This window comes from Mesorhizobium sp. P2_B5, from assembly GCF_056404775.1.
The window spans coordinates 1,148,007-1,166,413 of the sequence record NZ_JBFUDJ010000001.1 but is presented as its reverse complement, the minus strand read 5'-3'; the positions used below and the strand labels follow the sequence as shown (position 1 = coordinate 1,166,413).

The window sequence follows — 18,407 nt, the reverse complement described above, 5'->3', positions numbered from 1 at the left end:
GTGCCAAACCCCATCGCAATTCCCGGCTCTCACCGCGCATGAAAAACCCGCGAGCCTTGCAGCCCGCGGGTTTTCTTGGTTCAGGCCGCGCGCGAGGCGCGACAGCAACCAGGCTTACGCGTTGCGCGCGAAGCGGCTTAGCTGCCCTGCTTCTTCAGCGCGGCGCCCAGAATGTCGCCCAGCGAAGCGCCGGAGTCGGTCGAGCCGTACTGTGCGACCGCTTCCTTCTCTTCGGCGATTTCCAGCGCCTTGATCGAGACCTGCAGCTTGCGGGTCTTCTTGTCGAAGGCGATGACGCGAGCGTCAACCTTCTGGCCGACGGTGAAGCGCTCGGGGCGCTGCTCGTCGCGGTCACGGCTCAGATCCGAGCGCTTGATGAAGGTCTCGATGCCGCTATCGACCAGCCGCACTTCCAGACCGCCATCCTTGACGCCGATGACTTCGCAGGTGACGACCGCGTTCTTGCGCAGTTCGCCTGAAGTCGCGGCTTCGCCGACCGTATCCTTGGCCAACTGCTTGATGCCGAGCGAGATGCGCTCCTTGTCGATGTCGACGTCGAGCACCTGCGCCTTGACCATGTCGCCGCGATTGTACTCTTCGATGACCTGCTCGCCCGGACGGGTCCAGTCGAGGTCGGAGAGGTGCACCATGCCGTCCACGTCGCCTTCGAGGCCGATGAACAGGCCGAACTCGGTCTTGTTCTTGACCTCGCCCTCGACCTGGCTGCCGACCGGATGGCTCGAAGCGAAAGCCTGCCACGGATTCTCGAGCGTCTGCTTGAGGCCGAGCGAGATGCGGCGCTTGGCCGGATCGACCTCGAGCACCACAACGTCGACTTCCTGCGTCGTCGACAGGATCTTGCCGGGGTGCACGTTCTTCTTGGTCCACGACATTTCCGAAACGTGGATGAGGCCTTCGATGCCCGGCTCCAGCTCGACGAACGCGCCGTAGTCGGTGATGTTGGTGACGGTGCCCTTGATCTTCTTGCCGATCGGGAACTTGGTGCCGATCTCGGACCACGGATCGCTCTCGAGCTGCTTCATGCCGAGCGAGATGCGGTGGGTTTCCTGGTTGATGCGGATGATCTGCACCTTGACCGTCTGACCGATGTTGAGGATTTCGGTCGGATGGTTGACGCGGCGCCATGCCATGTCGGTGACATGCAGCAGGCCATCGATGCCGCCGAGGTCGACGAACGCACCGTAGTCGGTGATGTTCTTGACGACGCCTTCGACAACCTGGCCTTCTTCGAGGTTCTGCACGATTTCCGAACGCTGTTCGGCGCGGCTTTCCTCGAGCACGGTGCGGCGCGACACGACGATGTTGCCGCGGCGGCGATCCATCTTGAGAATCTCGAAGGGCTGCGGGTTGTGCATCAGCGGGGAGACATCGCGGATCGGGCGGATATCGACCTGACTGCGCGGCAGGAAGGCCACGGCGCCGTCGAGGTCGACGGTGAAGCCGCCCTTGACCTGGTTGAAGATGACGCCTTCGACGCGCTCACCCTTGGTGAATTTCTCTTCGAGCTTGACCCAGCTCTCTTCGCGGCGGGCCTTGTCGCGCGACAGGACGGCTTCGCCCAGCGCATTCTCGATGCGCTCGACCATGACTTCGACCGTGTCGCCGACCTTGAGCGTCGAGTCCTTGCCCTTGACGCCGAATTCCTTCAGCGGCACGCGGCCTTCGACCTTGAGGCCGACATCGATGATGGCCATGTCTTTTTCGATCGCCAGGATCGTGCCCTTGACGACCTGGCCTTCGCCGGAGTGACCGGTGGTAAATGATTCTTCGAGCAGGCTCGCGAAATCGTCGCGAGTGGGATTTGCAGCTGACATATTTTCTCCTGGAGTGCCCCGCATCTGGAAGCGGGACGGGCGCCGTGGGTTAGCGTTGCGTTGGCCTGCCGGCGTTCCGGGCTACAAAAGCCCTGGGCCGCCTAAGCGGCAATTCCGGCGCATGAAGAATGCTGGCAGGCTGGTTCGTGCCCGATATGGGTATTTTCTTCGCTTCCGGCAATCGGCGGCAGCGGGAAAACCTTCAATCAGGCTTTATCTCTCTTGGCCAAGGCGTCGTCTATGATCGTTTTGGCCGCCAGAAACGCGGCCTCTATAGCCATTTCGGAGGTATCAAGCAAGTGCGCGTCCGTCGCCGGCTTCAGCGGCGAGTCGGCGCGGCCCATGTCGCGCGCGTCGCGGCGCTCGATATCGGCGAGGATTTCGGAAAAATTGGCTGAGCCGCCGATGCTCTCGATCTCCGCCAGCCGGCGCTGCGCGCGCACCTCGGCGCTCGCCGTCACATAGAGTTTTATGTCAGCGTCGGGGCACACGACGGTGCCGATGTCGCGCCCGTCGAGCACCGCGCCTGGAGGGGTTTTGGCGAAGTCACGCTGCTTTTCGACCAGGATGCGCCGCACGGTCGGATAGACCGCGACCTTCGAGGCAGCCTCGCCGACAGCATGCGCCGACAGCACCGCACGGTCGAGCTTTGCCAGATCGACCTGGCGGGCGGCGGTTTCGGCCGCCGAGACATTGTCGAGGGGTAGCGCGTGCCGGAGCAATGCGTAGGCCACGGCGCGATAGGTGAGGCCAGTGTCGAGGAGGTTGAGGCGGTAGTGGTCGGCAAGCCGGCGGGCAAGGGTGCCTTTGCCGGCGCCGGCGGGACCGTCGATGGCGATGGTGAAGGTCGGGGTCATTGGCGGGGCGCCGCGATCGAGAGGCGCGATGAACAAGGCAGACGCCGCGATCCTTCCCACCCCCCTCTGTCCTGCCGGACATCTCCCCCGCAAGGGGGGAGATTGGCGGCTTTGGCGCCCTGCTCAATTCTGTAGCGTTGAAGATTAGCGAAAGCTGCGGTGATGGCTGATCTCCCCCCTTGCGGGGGAGATGTCCGGCAGGACAGAGGGGGGTGCTGCCCCGCCGGCGTTCGAGTTTGACTCCAGCCCATCAACCTACCCGATCTCCGCGCCCAGTCCCGTCATCAATCCCATGAACTCCGGAAAGCTTGTCGCGATCATGGCGGCGTCGTCGATGGACACCGGCTTTTCCGTCGCCAGCCCCATGACCAGAAAGCTCATCGCTATGCGGTGGTCGAGATGGGTCTGCACGGTCGTATCCTGCCCGTTGGGGTGACCGCCGAGCCCCTTGCCACCGGGCTTGCCGCGCACCGCGAGCGAAGCTTCACCCTCGGTGCAGTCGACGCCATTGATCTTCAGGCCGTTGGCGACCGCCGCCAGCCGGTCGGATTCCTTTACCCGCAGCTCTTCCAGCCCCTGCATCAGCGTTTCGCCTTCGGCGAAGCTCGCGGCAACGGCCAGCACCGGATATTCGTCGATCATCGACGGCGCCCGCTCGGGCGGAACGGTGACGCCTTTCAACTCGGAGTAACGCACGCGCAGGTCGGCAACATCCTCGCCGCCGGCATTGCGCGGGTTCAAAATGTCGATCTGGCCGCCCATTTCCTGGAGCGTCAGCAAAAGCCCGGTACGGGTCGGGTTCATCAGCACGTTTTCGATCACGATGTCGGAACCCGGCACGATCAGTGCCGCGACCAGCGGGAAGCCGGCTGAGGACGGATCGCCGGGCACGGCGATCGTCTGACCGGTCAGCTTGCCCTGGCCTTCGATGAAGATGTGGCGCACGCCGCGCTCGTCGGTCTCGACCGAGAGATTGGCGCCAAAACCCTTGAGCATCTTTTCAGTGTGGTCGCGCGTCATCACCGGTTCGATCACCGTGGTGATACCCGGTGTGTTGAGGCCGGCCAGCAGCACGGCCGACTTCACCTGCGCCGAGGCCATCGGCACGCGGTAGGTGATGGGGGCTGCGTGCTTCGGCCCATGCAGCGTGATCGGCATGCGGTCGCCGGGCGTTGCCTTCAGCACCTGCACGCCCATCTGGCGCAAGGGCTCGAGCACGCGGCCCATCGGCCGTCCGGATAAAGAAGCGTCGCCGATGAAGGTCGTTTCCATGTCATAGGTGCCGACAAGGCCCATGGTCAAGCGTGAGCCGGTGCCGGCATTGCCGAAATCGAGCGGGCCTTCCGGCTGCAGCAGCGCGCCATTGCCGGTGCCGCGGATCACCCATTCGGCGCCGCGCTTCTCGATATGCGCGCCCATCGCCTTCATGGCGGCAGCCGTGCGCATCACGTCCTCGCCTTCGAGCAGGCCGGTGACGCGGGTTTCGCCGGAGGCCAGGCCGCCGAACATCATGGAACGATGTGAAATCGACTTGTCGCCCGGCACGCGGGCGGTGCCGGAAAGGGCTGGGGATTTGCGGGCGGTGGCCGGCTTGGCAGCGGCGGCGTGAGACATGGAATTTCCCTGGACGGAATGCCGGCGCACCGGCGTATTTCATTTGTTGCGGCGGTCTCGTATCACGGCGGGCACAAATGGTCATCCCCATGGTCGTCACTTGGCGCGAGGCCTTTCAGTACTTGGTTTTGTGACGCCGGCTTTTCGCTTTGACAGCGCGGTAAACTGTGGTTATGGGGACCACTCTTTTACTGACGAGGCTTGCCGTGGCAAAAAACGAACTTGGCACAAAGCGTGTCGACCCTGAGACGGGTCGAAAATTCTACGACCTGAACAAGGACCCGATCGTCTCGCCCTATACGGGCAAGACCTATCCGCGTTCCTACTTCGAGGAAGGCAAGATCGCCGCCATCGAAGAGGAAGAGGAAGTGGCCGAGAAGGAAGTAGACGCCGAGGAAGAAGAAGGCGTTGAAGTCGTCTCGCTTGAAGAGGCCGACGAAGACGTCAAGGCCGGCGACGACCTTCCCGATCTGGGCGACGACGAGGACGATGTGGACCTCGGCGACGACGAGGACGATACGTTCCTTGCCGACGAAGAAGAAGAAGATGACGATGTCGCTGACATGATTGGCGTCGGCGACGACGACGACGAGGTCTGATCGGCTGCGGGCGCGTACGCCCGTAGGCTTTCTTGAGCTGTGACGAAAAAGCGGTTCTTGCAGGCTTGATATTCGGGGAAGGCGGGGTTAGAAGCCGCCTGCACTAAACGGCGCGGTGTTGAAACCGCTCCGGACCTCTACGCCGGCAACGGCGCCGGCTGACTGCCGGAGTGGGGCCATAGCTCAGTTGGGAGAGCGCTTGAATGGCATTCAAGAGGTCGTCGGTTCGATTCCGATTGGCTCCACCAAACAGTCTCTTTCCGACGCTCGGTTTCGCGGCATTCATGCTTGTCGCCTGCCAGTCGGCTCCTGAACCAGCCCCTGCTCCCGAACCTCAGCCCATTGCACCGGCCACGGTTTCTGCTCCGGACGGTGCGGCGGTCCTCGATCCGTCGGTGCGGGTCATGCCCCCCGGCGAGGGCATCCCGGCCAAATATGTCGCATTTTCCGGCATATGGGGCGGACGTCTCGATGGAATGTATGACGGCAAGCTCGCCGTGCTGACGATTTCGCGCGGCGGCAATGTCACCGCCACCTACGCCTGGGGCGATGTCGCCGACAACAAACCGGGCGTGGCCGACGGCGAAGGCAAGATTTTCGGCAACACGTTGAAACTGCGGCGGCTTCCCAATGGCGGGGACGTCAGCGCAGTCATGCAGGCGGACGGGACGCTGACCGTCACCTATGGGCTCGCCGACCGCACCTATACGGGCACGTTCACCAAGCAGTAGCCGCGAGAGCGAACCTCCTGTGTCAGCCCACGGCTGGCGCCTGCCGCGATCAATGCAGGCCGAATTCGCGCAGCAATTCTTCGCGATAGCGCACGAAGCGGGTTTCGCTGCGCTCGCGCGGGCGTGGCAGGTCGATGTCGATCAATCGCGCCGCCCCGCCTTTCTCCTTGGGCAGGATGAGCACCCGGTCGGCCAGATAGATCGCCTCTTCCAGATCGTGGGTGACCATCACCATGGTGACGTTCTCCTCGCTCCAGATGCGTGCCAGTTCCTCCTGCATGCCGATCTTGGTCATGGCATCCAGCGCACCCAGCGGCTCGTCGAGCAGGAGAATCTCGGGCTGGACGGTCAGTGCCCGGGCAATGCCGACGCGCTGCGCCATGCCACCAGAAAGCTGGCTCGGAAAAGCATCGGCGAATTCGGCAAGGCCGACCAGCGCGACATAGAAGCGTGCGCGTTCCTCGGCTTGTCTCTTGGGCACGCCGCGGACTTCAAGGCCGAAGGCGACATTGCCGAGTACGCTCAGCCAGGGCAGCAGGCGCGGCTCCTGGAAAATCACGGCGCGCTCGGCGCCGACGCCATGCACCGGCTGGCCGTCGATCGCGACCGCGCCGCTGTCGGCAGCCTCCAGTCCGGCCAGAATGCGCAGCAACGTGGTCTTGCCGGAGCCGCTGGCGCCGACGATGACAAGGCATTCCCCCGAACGGATGTCGAGGTTGAGTGTCCGCAGCACGGCAAGCCGGCGCCCGCCGAGGCTGAAGGATTTGGAGAGGTCGCGGATCGAGACCTCTCCGCCACGGTTGGAACCGGTCATCTCGTCTCTCAGCTATTTCAGGGCTCAGTTGGTCTTGGTTTCGCCGGGCCGGTACAGGATGTCGGCGGCCTTCAGCTTGCCCTTTGCCAGGCGGCCGTCGCGCTCCAGCACGGCGACCCAGAAATCGATGTCGCGGTCAGTCGCTTGCGCGCCTTCACGCAAGCCAAAGCCGGTCCAGTAGCGGGCGAGATCGCCGTTTTCACCGCGCTTGTTGAGGATATTGGCCAGCACCTTGCGGGCTTCGTCCGGGTTCTGGCGCGACCAGTCTGAAGCGCGCGCCGACTGTTCGACGAAGTTGTGCGCCGCATCCGGATTGGCGGCAATGAAGTCGCGCCTGAGCACGACGAAGCCGCCGGCGAGTTCGCCGAGCACTTGGGTGTCGTCGAACACGCCGCGCACGCCGCCATTGGCGACCAGCGCGCCGGCAAACGTCGCCTGCCAGTAGCCGAGCCCGGCTATGTCGACCTGGCGTGAGCGCAAAGTCTGCTCCAGCTGCGGGCCAGGCACGACGACGAGGTTGGCGGCATCCGGCGGCAGGCCGACGCTGTGCAGGGCCTCACGCACCGTATAGTCGAGATGAGCGCCGAGCGTGTTGACCGAGATGGTCTTGCCGGCGATGTCGGCGATCGATTTGATCGGGCTGTCTTCGAGCACGTAAAAGACGCTTTTGACATCCTTGTTGATGCCGTTGCTCGGATAGGCGGCGACGAAATCGTTACCGCCCGAGATCGAGTTGATCACCGCCGCGGTGGCGGCCGAGCCGATGTCGACGCTGCCGGACGACAGCGCGAACAGCGATTCCGGTCCGCCCGAGGCATAGCCGACATTCTCCAACTCGACGCCGAGCCCTTTGTAGTAGCCGAGCTCGGCGGCCAGCTCATGCGGCGAGATGCTGCCACGGCTGGCGAGATAGCGAAATTTCACCGGTGCGGTTTCGGCAAAGGCCAGGCGCGGCAGGCCGGCGGCGATGAGGCCGGCGGCAAGCGGTGCGCCGGCAAGCAGGGAACGGCGGGTGATTTTCATGATCCGGTCTTTCCTGAGTAAGAGCTGGCCTGAGTAGAGGGTGAGGGACGGACTGCTAGTTGACTGGGTTGCTCCAGCGGCAGAGCCGCCGCTGCAGCACGACCAACGCCTGGTTGGCGATCAGGCCGAGCCCGGCGAGGATGACTATTGCCGCAAACATCAGCGGGATCTGGAAATTGTATTGCGCGTTCATCACCTGGAAGCCGATGCCCTTGTTGGCGCCGATCATCTCGGACGCGATCAGGAGCAGCAGCGCGGTGGTGGCGCTCAGCCGCAAGCCGACGAAGATCGACGGCACGGCGCCCGGCAGCACGACGCGGCGAAACACGGTGAGCCGGCTCGCGCCGTAGACACGGGCCATTTCGAGCAGCTTGGGATCGACTTCCTTGACGCCGCTGGTGGTGTTGAGCAGCAGCGGAAACAGCGTTGCCCAGAAGATGACGAAGATCTTCGAGGTTTCGCCCAGCCCCAAGAGCAGGATGAACACCGGGTAGAGCGCCAGCGCCGAAGTCTGCCGGAATACTTGCAGGATCGGATCGAGCGCTGTTTCGACCGGACGCACCTGGCCCATGAACAGGCCGAGCGGGATGGCGACCGCAACTGCTGCCGCAAAGGCAATGCCGGCGCGCTGCAGGCTGATGGCGATGTCGCCGAGCAGGCTGCCGCCGGCAAGCCCCTTCCAAAGCGCGGTGATGATCATGTCGATCGGCGGCAGCACCGCCGCGTTGACCCATCCGACGCTGCTCGCCACCTGCCAGAGCGCCAGGAAACCGACAAGCACACCGTAGCGCGACAGGAAGCGGACAGCCGCCCTGCCGCTGAGGCGCAGAAAGTCGTCGCCAGGCCCGCTTTCGCTGCGACTGGCGCGAATCGTGATCGGCCGATCGATGTGCTGCAATGTCATCGCGTCATCCCTTCAGCTATGAGGATCATTCAGCGGCAAGGACGGTCGAGCGGGCGACGGTCCATGGGTTTTCCGGCCGCCTGAGGCCGAGATTCTCGCGCAGGGTGCGGCCTTCATACGCCGTGCGGAACAGGCCGCGCCGTTGCAGTTCGGGAATGACCAGGTCGACGAAATCGTCGAGCGCACCGGGCAGCCAGGGCGGCAGGATGTTGAAGCCGTCGGCCGCCTCGCTGGTGAACCATTCTTCCAGCTGGTCGGCGACCTGCGTGACGCTGCCGACGATGGTGTAGTGGCCGCGCGCCGTCGCCACCCATTGGTAGAGCTGGCGGATGGTGAAGTTGTGCTCGTCGGCAATCTGCCGGATCAGCGCCTGGCGGCTCTTCATGCCTTCGGTTTCCTTGCTCGGCGGCAGTGGGCCGTCGAGCGGATAACCCCTGATGTCGAGGGTCTGGCCTGCGAGCCCGTTGAGCAGCGCAACACCGTCCTCGGGCAGGATGAGGTCGTTGAGCTGCTGGTATTTGGCGCGGGCTTCTTCCTCGGTGCGGCCGACGAAGGGCGCGACACCCGGCATGATCAGCACCTGGTCGGGGTCGCGGCCGGCTTCCGCCACGCGTGCCTTGATGTCGCGGTAGAATTCCTGCGCCGTCTCCAGCTTCTGATGGGCGGTGAAGATGACCTCGGCCGAGTGCGCGGCAAGCCCGCGTCCGTCTTCGGACTGCCCGGCTTGTACGACAACCGGATGTCCCTGCACCGGGCGCGGCACGTTGAGCGGACCCTTGACGCTGAAATGCTCGCCCTTGTGGTCGATGTCGTGCAGTCTGTCCTTGTCGTAGAAGCGGCCCGACTGCTTGTCGCGGAGGAAGGCGTCATCCTCCCAGCTGTCCCACAGCGCCTTGACCGTCTCGACATGTTCATGCGCCCGCGCATAACGCTCGGCATGGTTGGGCTGGACGTCGCGATTGAAATTGCGCGCCGTTTCGTCGCCGGCCGAGGTCACCACGTTCCAGCCGGCGCGGCCGTTCGACAGCAGGTCGAGCGAGGCGAATTTGCGCGCCAGCGTATAGGGCTCCTCATAGGTGGTGGAGGCCGTGGCGATGAAGCCGAGATGCGTGGTCAGCGGCGCCAGCGCCGCGAACAGCGTCACCGGCTCGAAGCCGGCGATCTTGGCATTGCCGCCTTCGCGGGCGCCGAGGCCGACGGTCAGGTTGTCGGCCAGGAAATAGGCGTCGAACAGACCGCGTTCGGCGGTCAGCGCCAGCTGCTTGTGGAACTCGAAGTTAGTGGCGCCGTCGGCCGGCGCATCGGGATGGCGCCAGGCGGCGATATGCTGCCCGCCGCCGGGCAGGAAAGCGCCGAGCTTGATCTGCCGCGGCTTGCTGTCGGACTTGCTGGCTCGGGTCATTGCAGGCGTCCTTCTGGTCTATACGGGAAGAGATGTTGCGTTGCTGATCTTCAGGCGGCACGGACGACGCTGTACGGCACGCCGGCCACCCGGCATGCCTCGGCCACCGCCTGGCGGGCTCGCGCCTGGACGGCTTCGGACACCAGCACGCCATTGGCGAAATCCTTGTCCGAGGCGTAGATCGCGGTCGGCAAGGTCTGCGCCTCGAAGAAACCGAACAGCGGTCGCAACTGGTGCTCGACGACAAGCGAATGGCGCTCGCCGCCGCCGGTCGCCGCGAGGATGACCGGCTTGCCGCGCAGCGATGACGGGTCGAGCAGGTCGAAGAAATGCTTGAACAGCCCGGTATAGCTGCCTTTGAAGGTCGGTGAGCCGACCACCAGCACATCGGCGCCCAGCAGCTGGTCGACAATGGCGCGGGCCGCCGGATCGAGATCGTCAAGTTTCTTGGCGAGCGGAAAGGACGGGCCAAGATCCTCGATGTCGAAAACGCTCAAGGCGGCACCGGCACGGCTCGCCACTTCACCGGCGATGTGGCTGACGAAAGCCTTGGTCTTGGACGGACGGGTCAGGTTGCCAGACAACCCCACCACCAGCTTTCTCGACATTTTTGCGGCTCCTTGCACGATGGTATGTGCATTAAGGCTACCGATTTTGTAGAATTAAATGAGCGAGAAGATTTCAAAACCAGCCCGTCAAGCGAATGGAGTTTGCGGCACATCGCCTTTCCTTGGTTCATTTGGCCCCAGAAGCGACGCGGCAGATCCGGTTCGATATCCGCTGGCTCCGACAAATAGACAATCCTGGTGCTTTGCACGCTGACGGGTATCGTCGCGAAACCGTCAAGGGTCGGCGCCATTGACACTGCGTTGCGTCAGAGTCGATTGAACCCAATCGCACGGGCGACGAAGTAGGGACCTGCAATGAACAGGATGCACGCATGAAAAAGATCGGCTTTCTTTCCTTCGGCCATTGGTCGCCCTCGTCGCAGTCGCAGACGCGCTCGGCCGCCGATGCGCTTTTGCAGTCGATCGACCTGGCGGTGGCGGCCGAGGATCTTGGCGCTGACGGCGCCTATTTCCGCGTGCATCATTTTGCCCGCCAGCTTGCTTCGCCCTATCCGCTTCTGGCCGCGGTCGGCGCCCGCACCAGCCGCATCGAGATCGGCACCGCCGTCATCGACATGCGCTACGAGAATCCGCTGTATATGGCCGAGGATGCGGGTGCTGCCGACCTGATCGCCGGCGGCCGGCTGCAACTCGGCATCAGCCGCGGCTCGCCGGAGCAGGTGATCGACGGCTGGCGCTACTTCGGCTACGTGCCGCAGGAAGGCCAGAGCGACGCCGACATGGCACGCAACCATGCCGAGGTTTTCCTGAACGTGCTGCGTGGCGAAGGCTTTGCACAGCCCAATCCGCGGCCGATGTTTCCCAACCCGCCCGGAATGCTGCGCCTCGAGCCGTTCTCGGCCGGCCTGCGCGACAGGATCTGGTGGGGCGCCGCCACCAACGCGACCGCTGAATGGGCGGGCAAGCTCGGCATGAACCTGCAAAGCTCGACGCTGAAGTTCGACGAGAGCGGACAGCCGCTGCACGTCCAGCAGGCCGAACAGATCCGCGCCTTCCGTGCGGCGTGGAAGGAAGCCGGCCATGTCCGTGAGCCGCGCGTGTCGGTCAGCCGCAGCATCTTCGCGCTGGTCGACGACCGTGACCGCGCTTATTTCGGCGGCAACGACAGCGAGGACCATTTCGGCTACATCGAACCCGAAAAACGCGCCGTGTTCGGACGTACCTACGCAGCCGAGCCTGATGTGCTGGTCGAGCAGCTGAAAGAGGACGAAGCGATCGCCGAGGCCGATACGCTGCTTCTGACCGTCCCCAACCAGCTCGGCGTTGAGTACAATGCCCACGTCATCGAGGCTATCCTGCAGCACGTCGCGCCGGCTCTCGGCTGGCGCTGACGCGGGCGCCAGCCCTCGGGCACGCAGACTTAAGAGAAGAGGCGGCTAGACGTCCGCCTTGAAGGTCTGCTTCTGCTGGCCGAGCCCCTCGATGCCGAGCTCCACCACATCGCCGGCCTTCAGGAACACCGGCGGCTTCATGCCCAGCCCAACGCCGGGGGGCGTGCCGGTGGAGATGATGTCGCCGGGGTGCAGCGACATGAACTGGCTAAGATAGGAGACGAGATAGGCGACGCCGTAGACCATGGTCTTGGTCGAGCCGTTCTGCATGGTCTTGCCGTTGACCGTCAGCCACATTTTCAGGTTCTGCGGGTCGGCCACTTCATCCTTGGTGACCAGCCACGGGCCGGTCGGGCCGAACGTGTCGCAGCTCTTGCCCTTGGTCCACTGGCCCTGGCGCTCGGCCTGGAAGGCGCGCTCGGACACGTCATGGGCGACGGCATAGCCCGCGACATAATCCAGTGCATCGGCCTCGCTGACATATTTCGCCGTTTTGCCGATGATCACGGCGAGCTCGACCTCCCAGTCGGTCTTTTCCGAGCCGCGCGGGATCAAAACGTCGTCATCCGGGCCGACAATGGCCGAGCTGGCCTTCATGAAGATGATCGGCTCCGGCGGCACGGTGGCGCCGGTTTCGGCAGCATGGTCGGAATAGTTCAGCCCAATGCAGATGAACTTGCCGGTGCCGGCAACGCAAGGGCCGAGCCGGGGCTTTCCGGACACCGCCGGCAGCGACTTCGGATCGAGCTTCGACAATGTCTCGAGCGACGCCGGATCGAGCGCCTTGCCGGCAATGTCAGGGACATGGCCTGAAAGATCGCGGATCGTTCCATCCGCATCGAGCAGGCCGGGGCGCTCGCTCCCAACCTCGCCATAGCGCAGCAGTTTCATCTTGCTCTCCAAATTGCGGCCCAAGGCCGTTTTCAAACTCACTCAGCCAAAGCGACGAGGGACTGGGCGGACTCTGGCTATCGGATCCGACCTCGGACAAGCCGGACTTTAGGCCTGCTCGATCCCGGACCTTCGGATCGGGAATAGTGCTCAGATCGACCAGCCACCGTCGATATTGTAGGCCTGCCCCGACGTGTAGGTGGCGCCGGCGAGATAGACGGCAAGGTCGGCGATTTCCTCGGGCGTGCCGAGACGGCCCATCGGCTGACGGGCGATGAAGGCCGCGCGGGCGGCATCGTAATCTCCCTGAGCATGCATACGGTCCTGCAGCGACGGGCTTTCGACCGTGCCCGGGCAGATGGCGTTGCAGCGAATGCCCTTGCCGACATAGTCGGCGGCAATCGCCTTGGTCAGGCCGATGACCGCCGCCTTGGTGACGCCATAGGCGAAGCGGTTGGGCACGCCTTTGCCGGCGCCGGCGACGGAAGACATGTTGATGATGGAGCCGTCGCCGCGCTCCAGCATGCCGGGCAGCACGGCCCGGATGGTGCGGATCATGGCGCGGACATTGAGGTTGAAGGCGAAATCGAGATCGGCCTCCTTCATTTCGAGGATCGACCCGGAATGGACGAAGCCGGCACAGTTGAACAACACGTCGACGCGGCCGATTTCAGCAAAGCCTGATGCCACCGCATCATCGTTGAGAACGTCGAGCTTGCGGGTCTTGATGCCAGAGGTCTTGGCGAGTTCGGCCAGCAGCGCTTCGTTGATGTCGGTGGCATGGACGACAGCACCTGCCTTGGCGAAGGCCAGCGCGCTCGCCTTGCCGATGCCTTGCGCCGCCGCCGTGACGACAACGACCTTGCCTGCCAGATCCGCCATTCGTCTTCTCCTCCGTCCGTTGCGATCAACCGTACCGGCAGACGGCCGCGATACATTGTGCCAGGCGAGCACATTGTACCGCCTGCGCCCAACCCGATAAATGTTTTTTCTCGTTAAAGAACATTATTTCCGGCGTCAAGCCCGACGGTCCGCTCCGGAGACGGGAACACGATCCTCAGTCACCGTAGGGAACCCAGACGTTTTTGACCTCGATGGCACGGCGCAACAGGGCGTCGCCCGCAGCCTCATCGGACGCCCAGTCGAGGCCGCGGCCATTGCCGGTCCAGACGCGCTTGAGGTTGCCGATGGAATCGGCCTCCGCCTTGGCGCAGGTGTCGGCGTCGGCGAACAGCCAGAGCCCGTCGACATCGTCATGCTTGGCCAGAACACCGGCAAGTTCCGCCGTGCGGCCGGTGACAATGTTGATGGCGCCGGCCGGAACGTCGGAATATTCGATCACCTGGTAGAGATCGGTGGCGAGCAGCGGGTATTTTTCCGACGGCACGGCGACCACGGTGTTGCCCATGGCAAGGGCTGGGGCGATCAGGGAGATAAACCCGAGCAGCGGCGCGCTGTCCGGAGCGACAATGCCGACGACGCCGACCGGCTCGTGCAGGGCGAGCGTGACGGCGCGGGCCGGCGGCTGATGCACCCTGCCCTCGAACTTGTCGGCGAGGCCGGCATAGAGGAACAGCCGCTCTATGGATTGCTCCACTTCTTCCCGCGCGGCCTTGGCATTGGCGCTGGTGAGTTCGGTCAGGCGCGCGGCAAATTCGCCAGCGCGGCCGGACAGATTTTCGGCGAGGTAATAAAGCACCTGGGACCGGTTGTAGGCGGTCGCCTCCGGCCAGGCCTTGCAGGCGCGGGCGGCAGCAACGGCGTCGCGGATATCCTTGCGGTTGCCGAGGCCGACTTCGCCGGCCAGCTTGCCCTTGGCAGTGGCTATCGCCAGCGAGTAATTGCCGTCTGGGCGGACCTGCTTGCCGCCGATGAACAGCTTTGCCGTGCGGTCGATGGCGCCGCCGTCCGATTGCTCGACCGGCTGCGCGGAAGATGTCGCCGGCTTGATCACCGGACCGAGCGGCAGCATTGCCGCGAGATATTCGAACATGCCCTCGCGCCCGCCTTCGCGACCAAAGCCGCTTTCGCGGTAGCCGCCGAAGCCGCAGGCGGCGTCGAACATGTTGGTGCCGTTGACCCAGACAACGCCGGCCTTCAGCTGCGGCGCGACATGCAGAGCGAGGTTGATGTTTTCACTCCACACCGAAGCGGCCAGCCCATAGCGCGTGTTGTTGGCAAGCTCGATCGCTTCCTCGGTGTTGCGGAAGGTCATGGTGGCCAACACCGGGCCGAACACTTCCTCCTGCGCCAATATGTTAGCCGGCGAAACACCTGTGGCGAGCGTCGGCAGATGATAATAGCCGGAGGACGGGAGTGCTGCATCCGGCTGCCAGCAGACGGCACCCTGTTTCGCCCCTTCGGCGACCAGGCCCTTGACCCGGTCGAGCTGTGTGGCGTCGACCAGCGGGCCGATATCGGTGTTCTTGTCGAGCGGGCTGCCGACGCGCAGCCGGCTCATCCTGACCTTGACCTTGGCGATCAAGGCCTCGGCAATGCCTTCCTGCACCAGCAGCCGCGAGCCGGCACAGCAAACCTGGCCCTGGTTGAACCAGATACCGTCGACCAGACCTTCGACCGCACTGTCGAGATCGGCGTCCTCGAAGACGATGAAGGCCGACTTGCCGCCGAGTTCCAGCGACAGTTTCTTGCCCGACCCGGCAGTGGCTTTCCTGATGATCTTGCCGACCTCGGACGAGCCGGTGAAGGCGATCTTCTGGACGCCGGGATGGTTGACGATAGCGACGCCCGCTTCAGGCCCGCCCTGGACGATGTTGACGACGCCCTTCGGCACGCCCGCGCGTTCGCAGATCTCGGCGAACAGGATGGCGGTGAGCGGCGTGAACTCGGCCGGCTTCAGCACCACCGTGCAGCCGGCGGCAAGCGCCGGCGCGATCTTCCAGGCCAGCATCAAGAGCGGAAAATTCCACGGTATGATCTGGCCGACGACGCCGACGCCCTTATGGCCAGGGAAATCCTTGTCCAACGCCTGCGCCCAGCCGGCGTGGTGGATGAAATGGCGGATGGCGAGCGGCGCGTCGATGTCGCGGCTTTCGCGGATCGGCTTGCCGTTGTCGATTGTCTCAAGCACCGCGAACAGGCGCTGATGGCGCTGCATGGCGCGACCGATGGCATAGAGCACCTTCGCGCGCTGGTAACCCGAGGATGCCGACCATTTCGGCAGTGCCTTGGTGGCGGCGGCAACGGCTGCGTCGATGTCGGCGGCGCCGGCATCGGAGACCTTGGCCAGCAGCTTGCCGGAGGACGGCTCGCTGGTGTCAAAAGTCTTGCCGCTGGCGGCGGCCTTCCAACCGCCGTCGATGAACAGCGCCTTGCCGAAATCGCGCGCCGCGAGCCACGCATCGGCCTCGTTGCGCGCTTCCGGCGCCGGGCCGTATTCCATGGCGTGATAGCGTTCGAGGATGTTCATGGGGTGCCTCCTTCACCCTCCCCCTTGTGGGGAGGGTCGATCGGCAAAGCCGATCGGGGTGGGGATAAATTTCTGTCTGTTCGATTCATTCGACTGCGGATCTGGTTTCCTGACCCCCACCCCGCCGCTGCGCGGCGACCCTCCCCACAAGGGGGAGGGTGGGAGCTCACGCCATCGCGTGGCGATGATTGGCCGAATAGTGCCCGGTCAAATGGTGCTCGAGCTGGCGTTCGATATCGGTCAAAAGGCTCGAAGCGCCGAAGCGGAACAGGTCGGGCTCCAGCCATGGCCGGCCCAGCTCCTCCTTCATCAGCACCAGCCAGTCGAGCGATGCCTTGGCGGTGGAAATGCCGCCGGCGGGCTTGAAGCCGATGAGAAAGCCGGTCTCCTCGAAATAGGCCCTGATGGCGCGCACCATGGCGAGGCCGACCGGCAGCGTGGCATTGACGCTTTCCTTGCCGGTCGAGGTCTTGATGAAATCGGCGCCGGCCATCATCGCCACCATCGAGGCCAGCATGACATTGCGCAGCGTGGCGAGGTCACCGGTACCCAGAATGACCTTGAGATGCGAATCGCCGCAGGCTTCGCGCATCGAGACGATCTCGTTGTAGAGCTCCTGCCATTTGGCGCCGAAGACCAGGCCGCGCGGAATGACGACGTCGATCTCGTCGGCGCCATCGCGCACCGAAGCCTCGATCTCCTGCAGGCGCGTCGACAGCGGTGCGAGGCCGTGCGGAAAAGCGGTGGAGACGGCGGCGACATGGATGCCGGTGCCGCGCAACGCATCGACGGCGGTAGCAACAAACGGATGATAAACGCAAACCGCAGCCGGGCGGATCTTTTCGCCTTCAATGCCGAGACCTTCGACGATGTCGCGGCGGAACGGGTTGACCGCCTTGGCGCACAGCCGGCGCACGCGCTCTTCGGTGTCGTTGGAATTCAGCGTCGTCAGGTCCATGCAGGAGACGGCGCGCAGCAGCCATGCCGCCTGGTTGTCGGCCTTGATCGAGCGCCTTTTGGTCAGGCTGGCGACGCGGCGTTCCAGCGCCGAGCGGTTGACGCTGCGCACCGATTCCATGAAGCCGAGATCGAGCCGCATGCCAGTGTTGCGGGCTATGCCATGTGACTGTGGGACAGGGGTGTTGGCTGCCGCCCGCGCCGGCAGCGGCGTGACCTTGGACGCGCCGAGATCGGCTTCGCGGATTGTGCTGCTCATCTCCTGCCCTTTCGCTCGACGATTTTACGTCGTGGTGCGTGTCGTTGTTCCCGGGCCACAAAGCAGCTTGGGGCGACACACGCCGAAGATAGCCCGTGAATCGATGCTTCACGAGTCCTTCAAGCGGTCATAGCGGAAAAAGGCAGCGAAAGCAGCTGAATTTTGACCGCATGGTCAAAACATCGATCCGAGAAGCGAGCGCCGAAGCGCCGGCAGTTCTCAGCCGACGAAAGCTCGCTCGACGACGAAGCTCGAGGGATGGCTGAGCGAGCCCTCGTGGAAGCCCAGGCTTTCGGCCAGTTCCTTGACGTCCTTCAGCATATGCATCGAGCCGCAGATCATGATGCGGTCGGTTTCCGGATTGAGCTTCTCGATGCCGAGATCGCTGTAGAACTTGCCAGAGCCTATCAGCGCGGTGATGCGACCCATGCGCGCCGATTCCTCGCGGGTCGTCGAGTTGTAGAGGGTGACGCGGCCGCCGGTCAGTTCGCCGATCAGCGGATCGCTTTCGAGAGCAGCCACCAGCTCCTGGCCGTAGACCAGTTCGGCATTGTCGCGGCAGGTGTGGGTCAGAATGAGCTGGTCGAACTTTTCGTAGGTGTCGGGGTCACGCAGCAGGCTGGCGAAAGGCGCAATGCCGGTGCCGGTCGAGATCATGAACAGGCGCTTTGCCGGGGTCAGCGCGTCGACGACCAGTGTGCCGGTCGACTTCTGGCGCATGATGACGGTGTCGCCGACCTGGATCTTCTGCAGTTCGGAGGTCAGCGGGCCGTCCGGCACCTTGATCGAGAAGAATTCCAGCTCTTCGTCCCAGGCCGGGCTCGCCACCGAATAAGCGCGGTAGACCGGCTTCTCGGCATTGGGCAGGCCGATCATGACGAACTCGCCGGAGCGGAAGCGCAGCGACTGCGGACGGGTGATGCGGAACGAGAACAGGCGGTCGGTGTAATGCTTCACCGACACCACGGTTTCGGCATAGACATTGGCCGGAATCGGGAACTGCAGCGGACGGGCGCCGGCGGTGTTGAATGCGGACGTGGTGTTCATCAAATCCCACTCAGTCTTGCCCACTCACATATGCGGGCGCCAAACCATTTCCTGCGCGCCCGGACCATTCAGGTCCCGGCGTGC

At 64.1% G+C, this 18,407-nt stretch carries 16 protein-coding genes and 1 tRNA gene; 4 read left to right on the top strand and 13 right to left on the bottom strand.

Going from position 1 to position 18,407, the window contains the following annotated elements; translation table 11 throughout:
- Positions 1-137 precede the first annotated feature (137 nt).
- From rpsA to aroA, 3 genes are all read right to left on the bottom strand, one after another.
- Positions 138-1,835: a 30S ribosomal protein S1 gene (gene rpsA, locus AC1D1N_RS05950; protein WP_112563700.1), complete on the bottom strand. Its 1,698-nt coding sequence runs from the start codon at positions 1,833-1,835 to the stop codon at positions 138-140.
- 206 nt (positions 1,836-2,041) lie between these two features.
- Positions 2,042-2,692 (bottom strand): (d)CMP kinase, encoded by a 651-nt coding sequence (gene cmk, locus AC1D1N_RS05945; RefSeq protein WP_112563698.1) that lies wholly within the window; start codon positions 2,690-2,692, stop codon positions 2,042-2,044.
- A 255-nt stretch (positions 2,693-2,947) separates the two neighbouring features.
- The gene (gene aroA, locus AC1D1N_RS05940; RefSeq protein ID WP_477347188.1) at positions 2,948-4,306 is read right to left on the bottom strand and encodes a 3-phosphoshikimate 1-carboxyvinyltransferase; all 1,359 of its coding nucleotides are present in this window, start codon (positions 4,304-4,306) and stop codon (positions 2,948-2,950) included.
- Between the two features lie 206 nt (positions 4,307-4,512).
- On the opposite strand from aroA, the gene AC1D1N_RS05935 reads away from it, so the two are divergent.
- The 3 genes from AC1D1N_RS05935 (at position 4,513) to AC1D1N_RS05925 (ending at position 5,636) form a co-directional block, all read left to right on the top strand.
- Positions 4,513-4,905 carry a TIGR02300 family protein gene (locus AC1D1N_RS05935; protein ID WP_181056631.1) on the top strand — a complete coding sequence of 131 codons (393 nt, stop codon included), beginning with the start codon at positions 4,513-4,515 and terminating at the stop codon, positions 4,903-4,905.
- Between the two features lie 172 nt (positions 4,906-5,077).
- A tRNA-Ala gene (locus AC1D1N_RS05930) sits at positions 5,078-5,153 on the top strand.
- 156 nt (positions 5,154-5,309) lie between these two features.
- Positions 5,310-5,636 (top strand): hypothetical protein, encoded by a 327-nt coding sequence (locus AC1D1N_RS05925; RefSeq protein WP_352555917.1) that lies wholly within the window; start codon positions 5,310-5,312, stop codon positions 5,634-5,636.
- Between the two features lie 49 nt (positions 5,637-5,685).
- On the opposite strand, the gene AC1D1N_RS05920 is transcribed toward AC1D1N_RS05925, so the two are convergent.
- Genes AC1D1N_RS05920 through msuE form a run of 5 tightly spaced genes read right to left on the bottom strand, consistent with a single transcriptional unit; the run spans position 5,686 to position 10,387 of the window.
- Positions 5,686-6,450, bottom strand: coding sequence for an ABC transporter ATP-binding protein (locus tag AC1D1N_RS05920; RefSeq protein WP_112563690.1), 765 nt, complete (start codon positions 6,448-6,450; stop codon positions 5,686-5,688).
- 24 nt (positions 6,451-6,474) lie between these two features.
- Positions 6,475-7,473 carry an ABC transporter substrate-binding protein gene (locus AC1D1N_RS05915; protein WP_112563688.1) on the bottom strand — a complete coding sequence of 333 codons (999 nt, stop codon included), beginning with the start codon at positions 7,471-7,473 and terminating at the stop codon, positions 6,475-6,477.
- A gap of 55 nt (positions 7,474-7,528) precedes the next feature.
- Positions 7,529-8,377: an ABC transporter permease gene (locus tag AC1D1N_RS05910; protein ID WP_477347185.1), complete on the bottom strand. Its 849-nt coding sequence runs from the start codon at positions 8,375-8,377 to the stop codon at positions 7,529-7,531.
- A gap of 25 nt (positions 8,378-8,402) precedes the next feature.
- Positions 8,403-9,779, bottom strand: coding sequence for an LLM class flavin-dependent oxidoreductase (locus tag AC1D1N_RS05905; RefSeq protein WP_477347183.1), 1,377 nt, complete (start codon positions 9,777-9,779; stop codon positions 8,403-8,405).
- Positions 9,780-9,829: 50 nt separating this feature from the next.
- A complete protein-coding gene (gene msuE / locus AC1D1N_RS05900) occupies positions 9,830-10,387 on the bottom strand; it encodes an FMN reductase (RefSeq protein ID WP_477347181.1) in 558 nt (185 codons plus the stop codon).
- Between the two features lie 332 nt (positions 10,388-10,719).
- Here msuE and AC1D1N_RS05895 point away from each other — a divergent pair, with 332 nt between their 5' ends.
- The gene (locus tag AC1D1N_RS05895) at positions 10,720-11,739 is read left to right on the top strand and encodes an LLM class flavin-dependent oxidoreductase (protein ID WP_477347179.1); all 1,020 of its coding nucleotides are present in this window, start codon (positions 10,720-10,722) and stop codon (positions 11,737-11,739) included.
- 45 nt (positions 11,740-11,784) lie between these two features.
- Here AC1D1N_RS05895 and AC1D1N_RS05890 read toward each other — a convergent pair whose 3' ends face one another.
- The 5 genes from AC1D1N_RS05890 to AC1D1N_RS05870 all read right to left on the bottom strand — a co-directional run bounded on the left by AC1D1N_RS05890 (position 11,785) and on the right by AC1D1N_RS05870 (position 18,323).
- On the bottom strand, positions 11,785-12,630 hold the full coding sequence (locus AC1D1N_RS05890; RefSeq protein ID WP_477347177.1) for a fumarylacetoacetate hydrolase family protein: 846 nt from the start codon (positions 12,628-12,630) through the stop codon (positions 11,785-11,787).
- A gap of 150 nt (positions 12,631-12,780) precedes the next feature.
- A complete protein-coding gene (locus tag AC1D1N_RS05885; RefSeq protein ID WP_477347175.1) occupies positions 12,781-13,512 on the bottom strand; it encodes an SDR family oxidoreductase in 732 nt (243 codons plus the stop codon).
- A 175-nt stretch (positions 13,513-13,687) separates the two neighbouring features.
- Positions 13,688-16,060 (bottom strand): aldehyde dehydrogenase family protein, encoded by a 2,373-nt coding sequence (locus AC1D1N_RS05880; RefSeq protein WP_477347173.1) that lies wholly within the window; start codon positions 16,058-16,060, stop codon positions 13,688-13,690.
- Positions 16,061-16,226: 166 nt separating this feature from the next.
- Entirely contained in the window at positions 16,227-17,276 is a 1,050-nt protein-coding gene (deoC, locus tag AC1D1N_RS05875) for a deoxyribose-phosphate aldolase (protein WP_477347171.1), read from the bottom strand.
- 219 nt (positions 17,277-17,495) lie between these two features.
- The gene (locus AC1D1N_RS05870; protein ID WP_112563785.1) at positions 17,496-18,323 is read right to left on the bottom strand and encodes a ferredoxin--NADP reductase; all 828 of its coding nucleotides are present in this window, start codon (positions 18,321-18,323) and stop codon (positions 17,496-17,498) included.
- Positions 18,324-18,407: the final 84 nt, after the last annotated feature.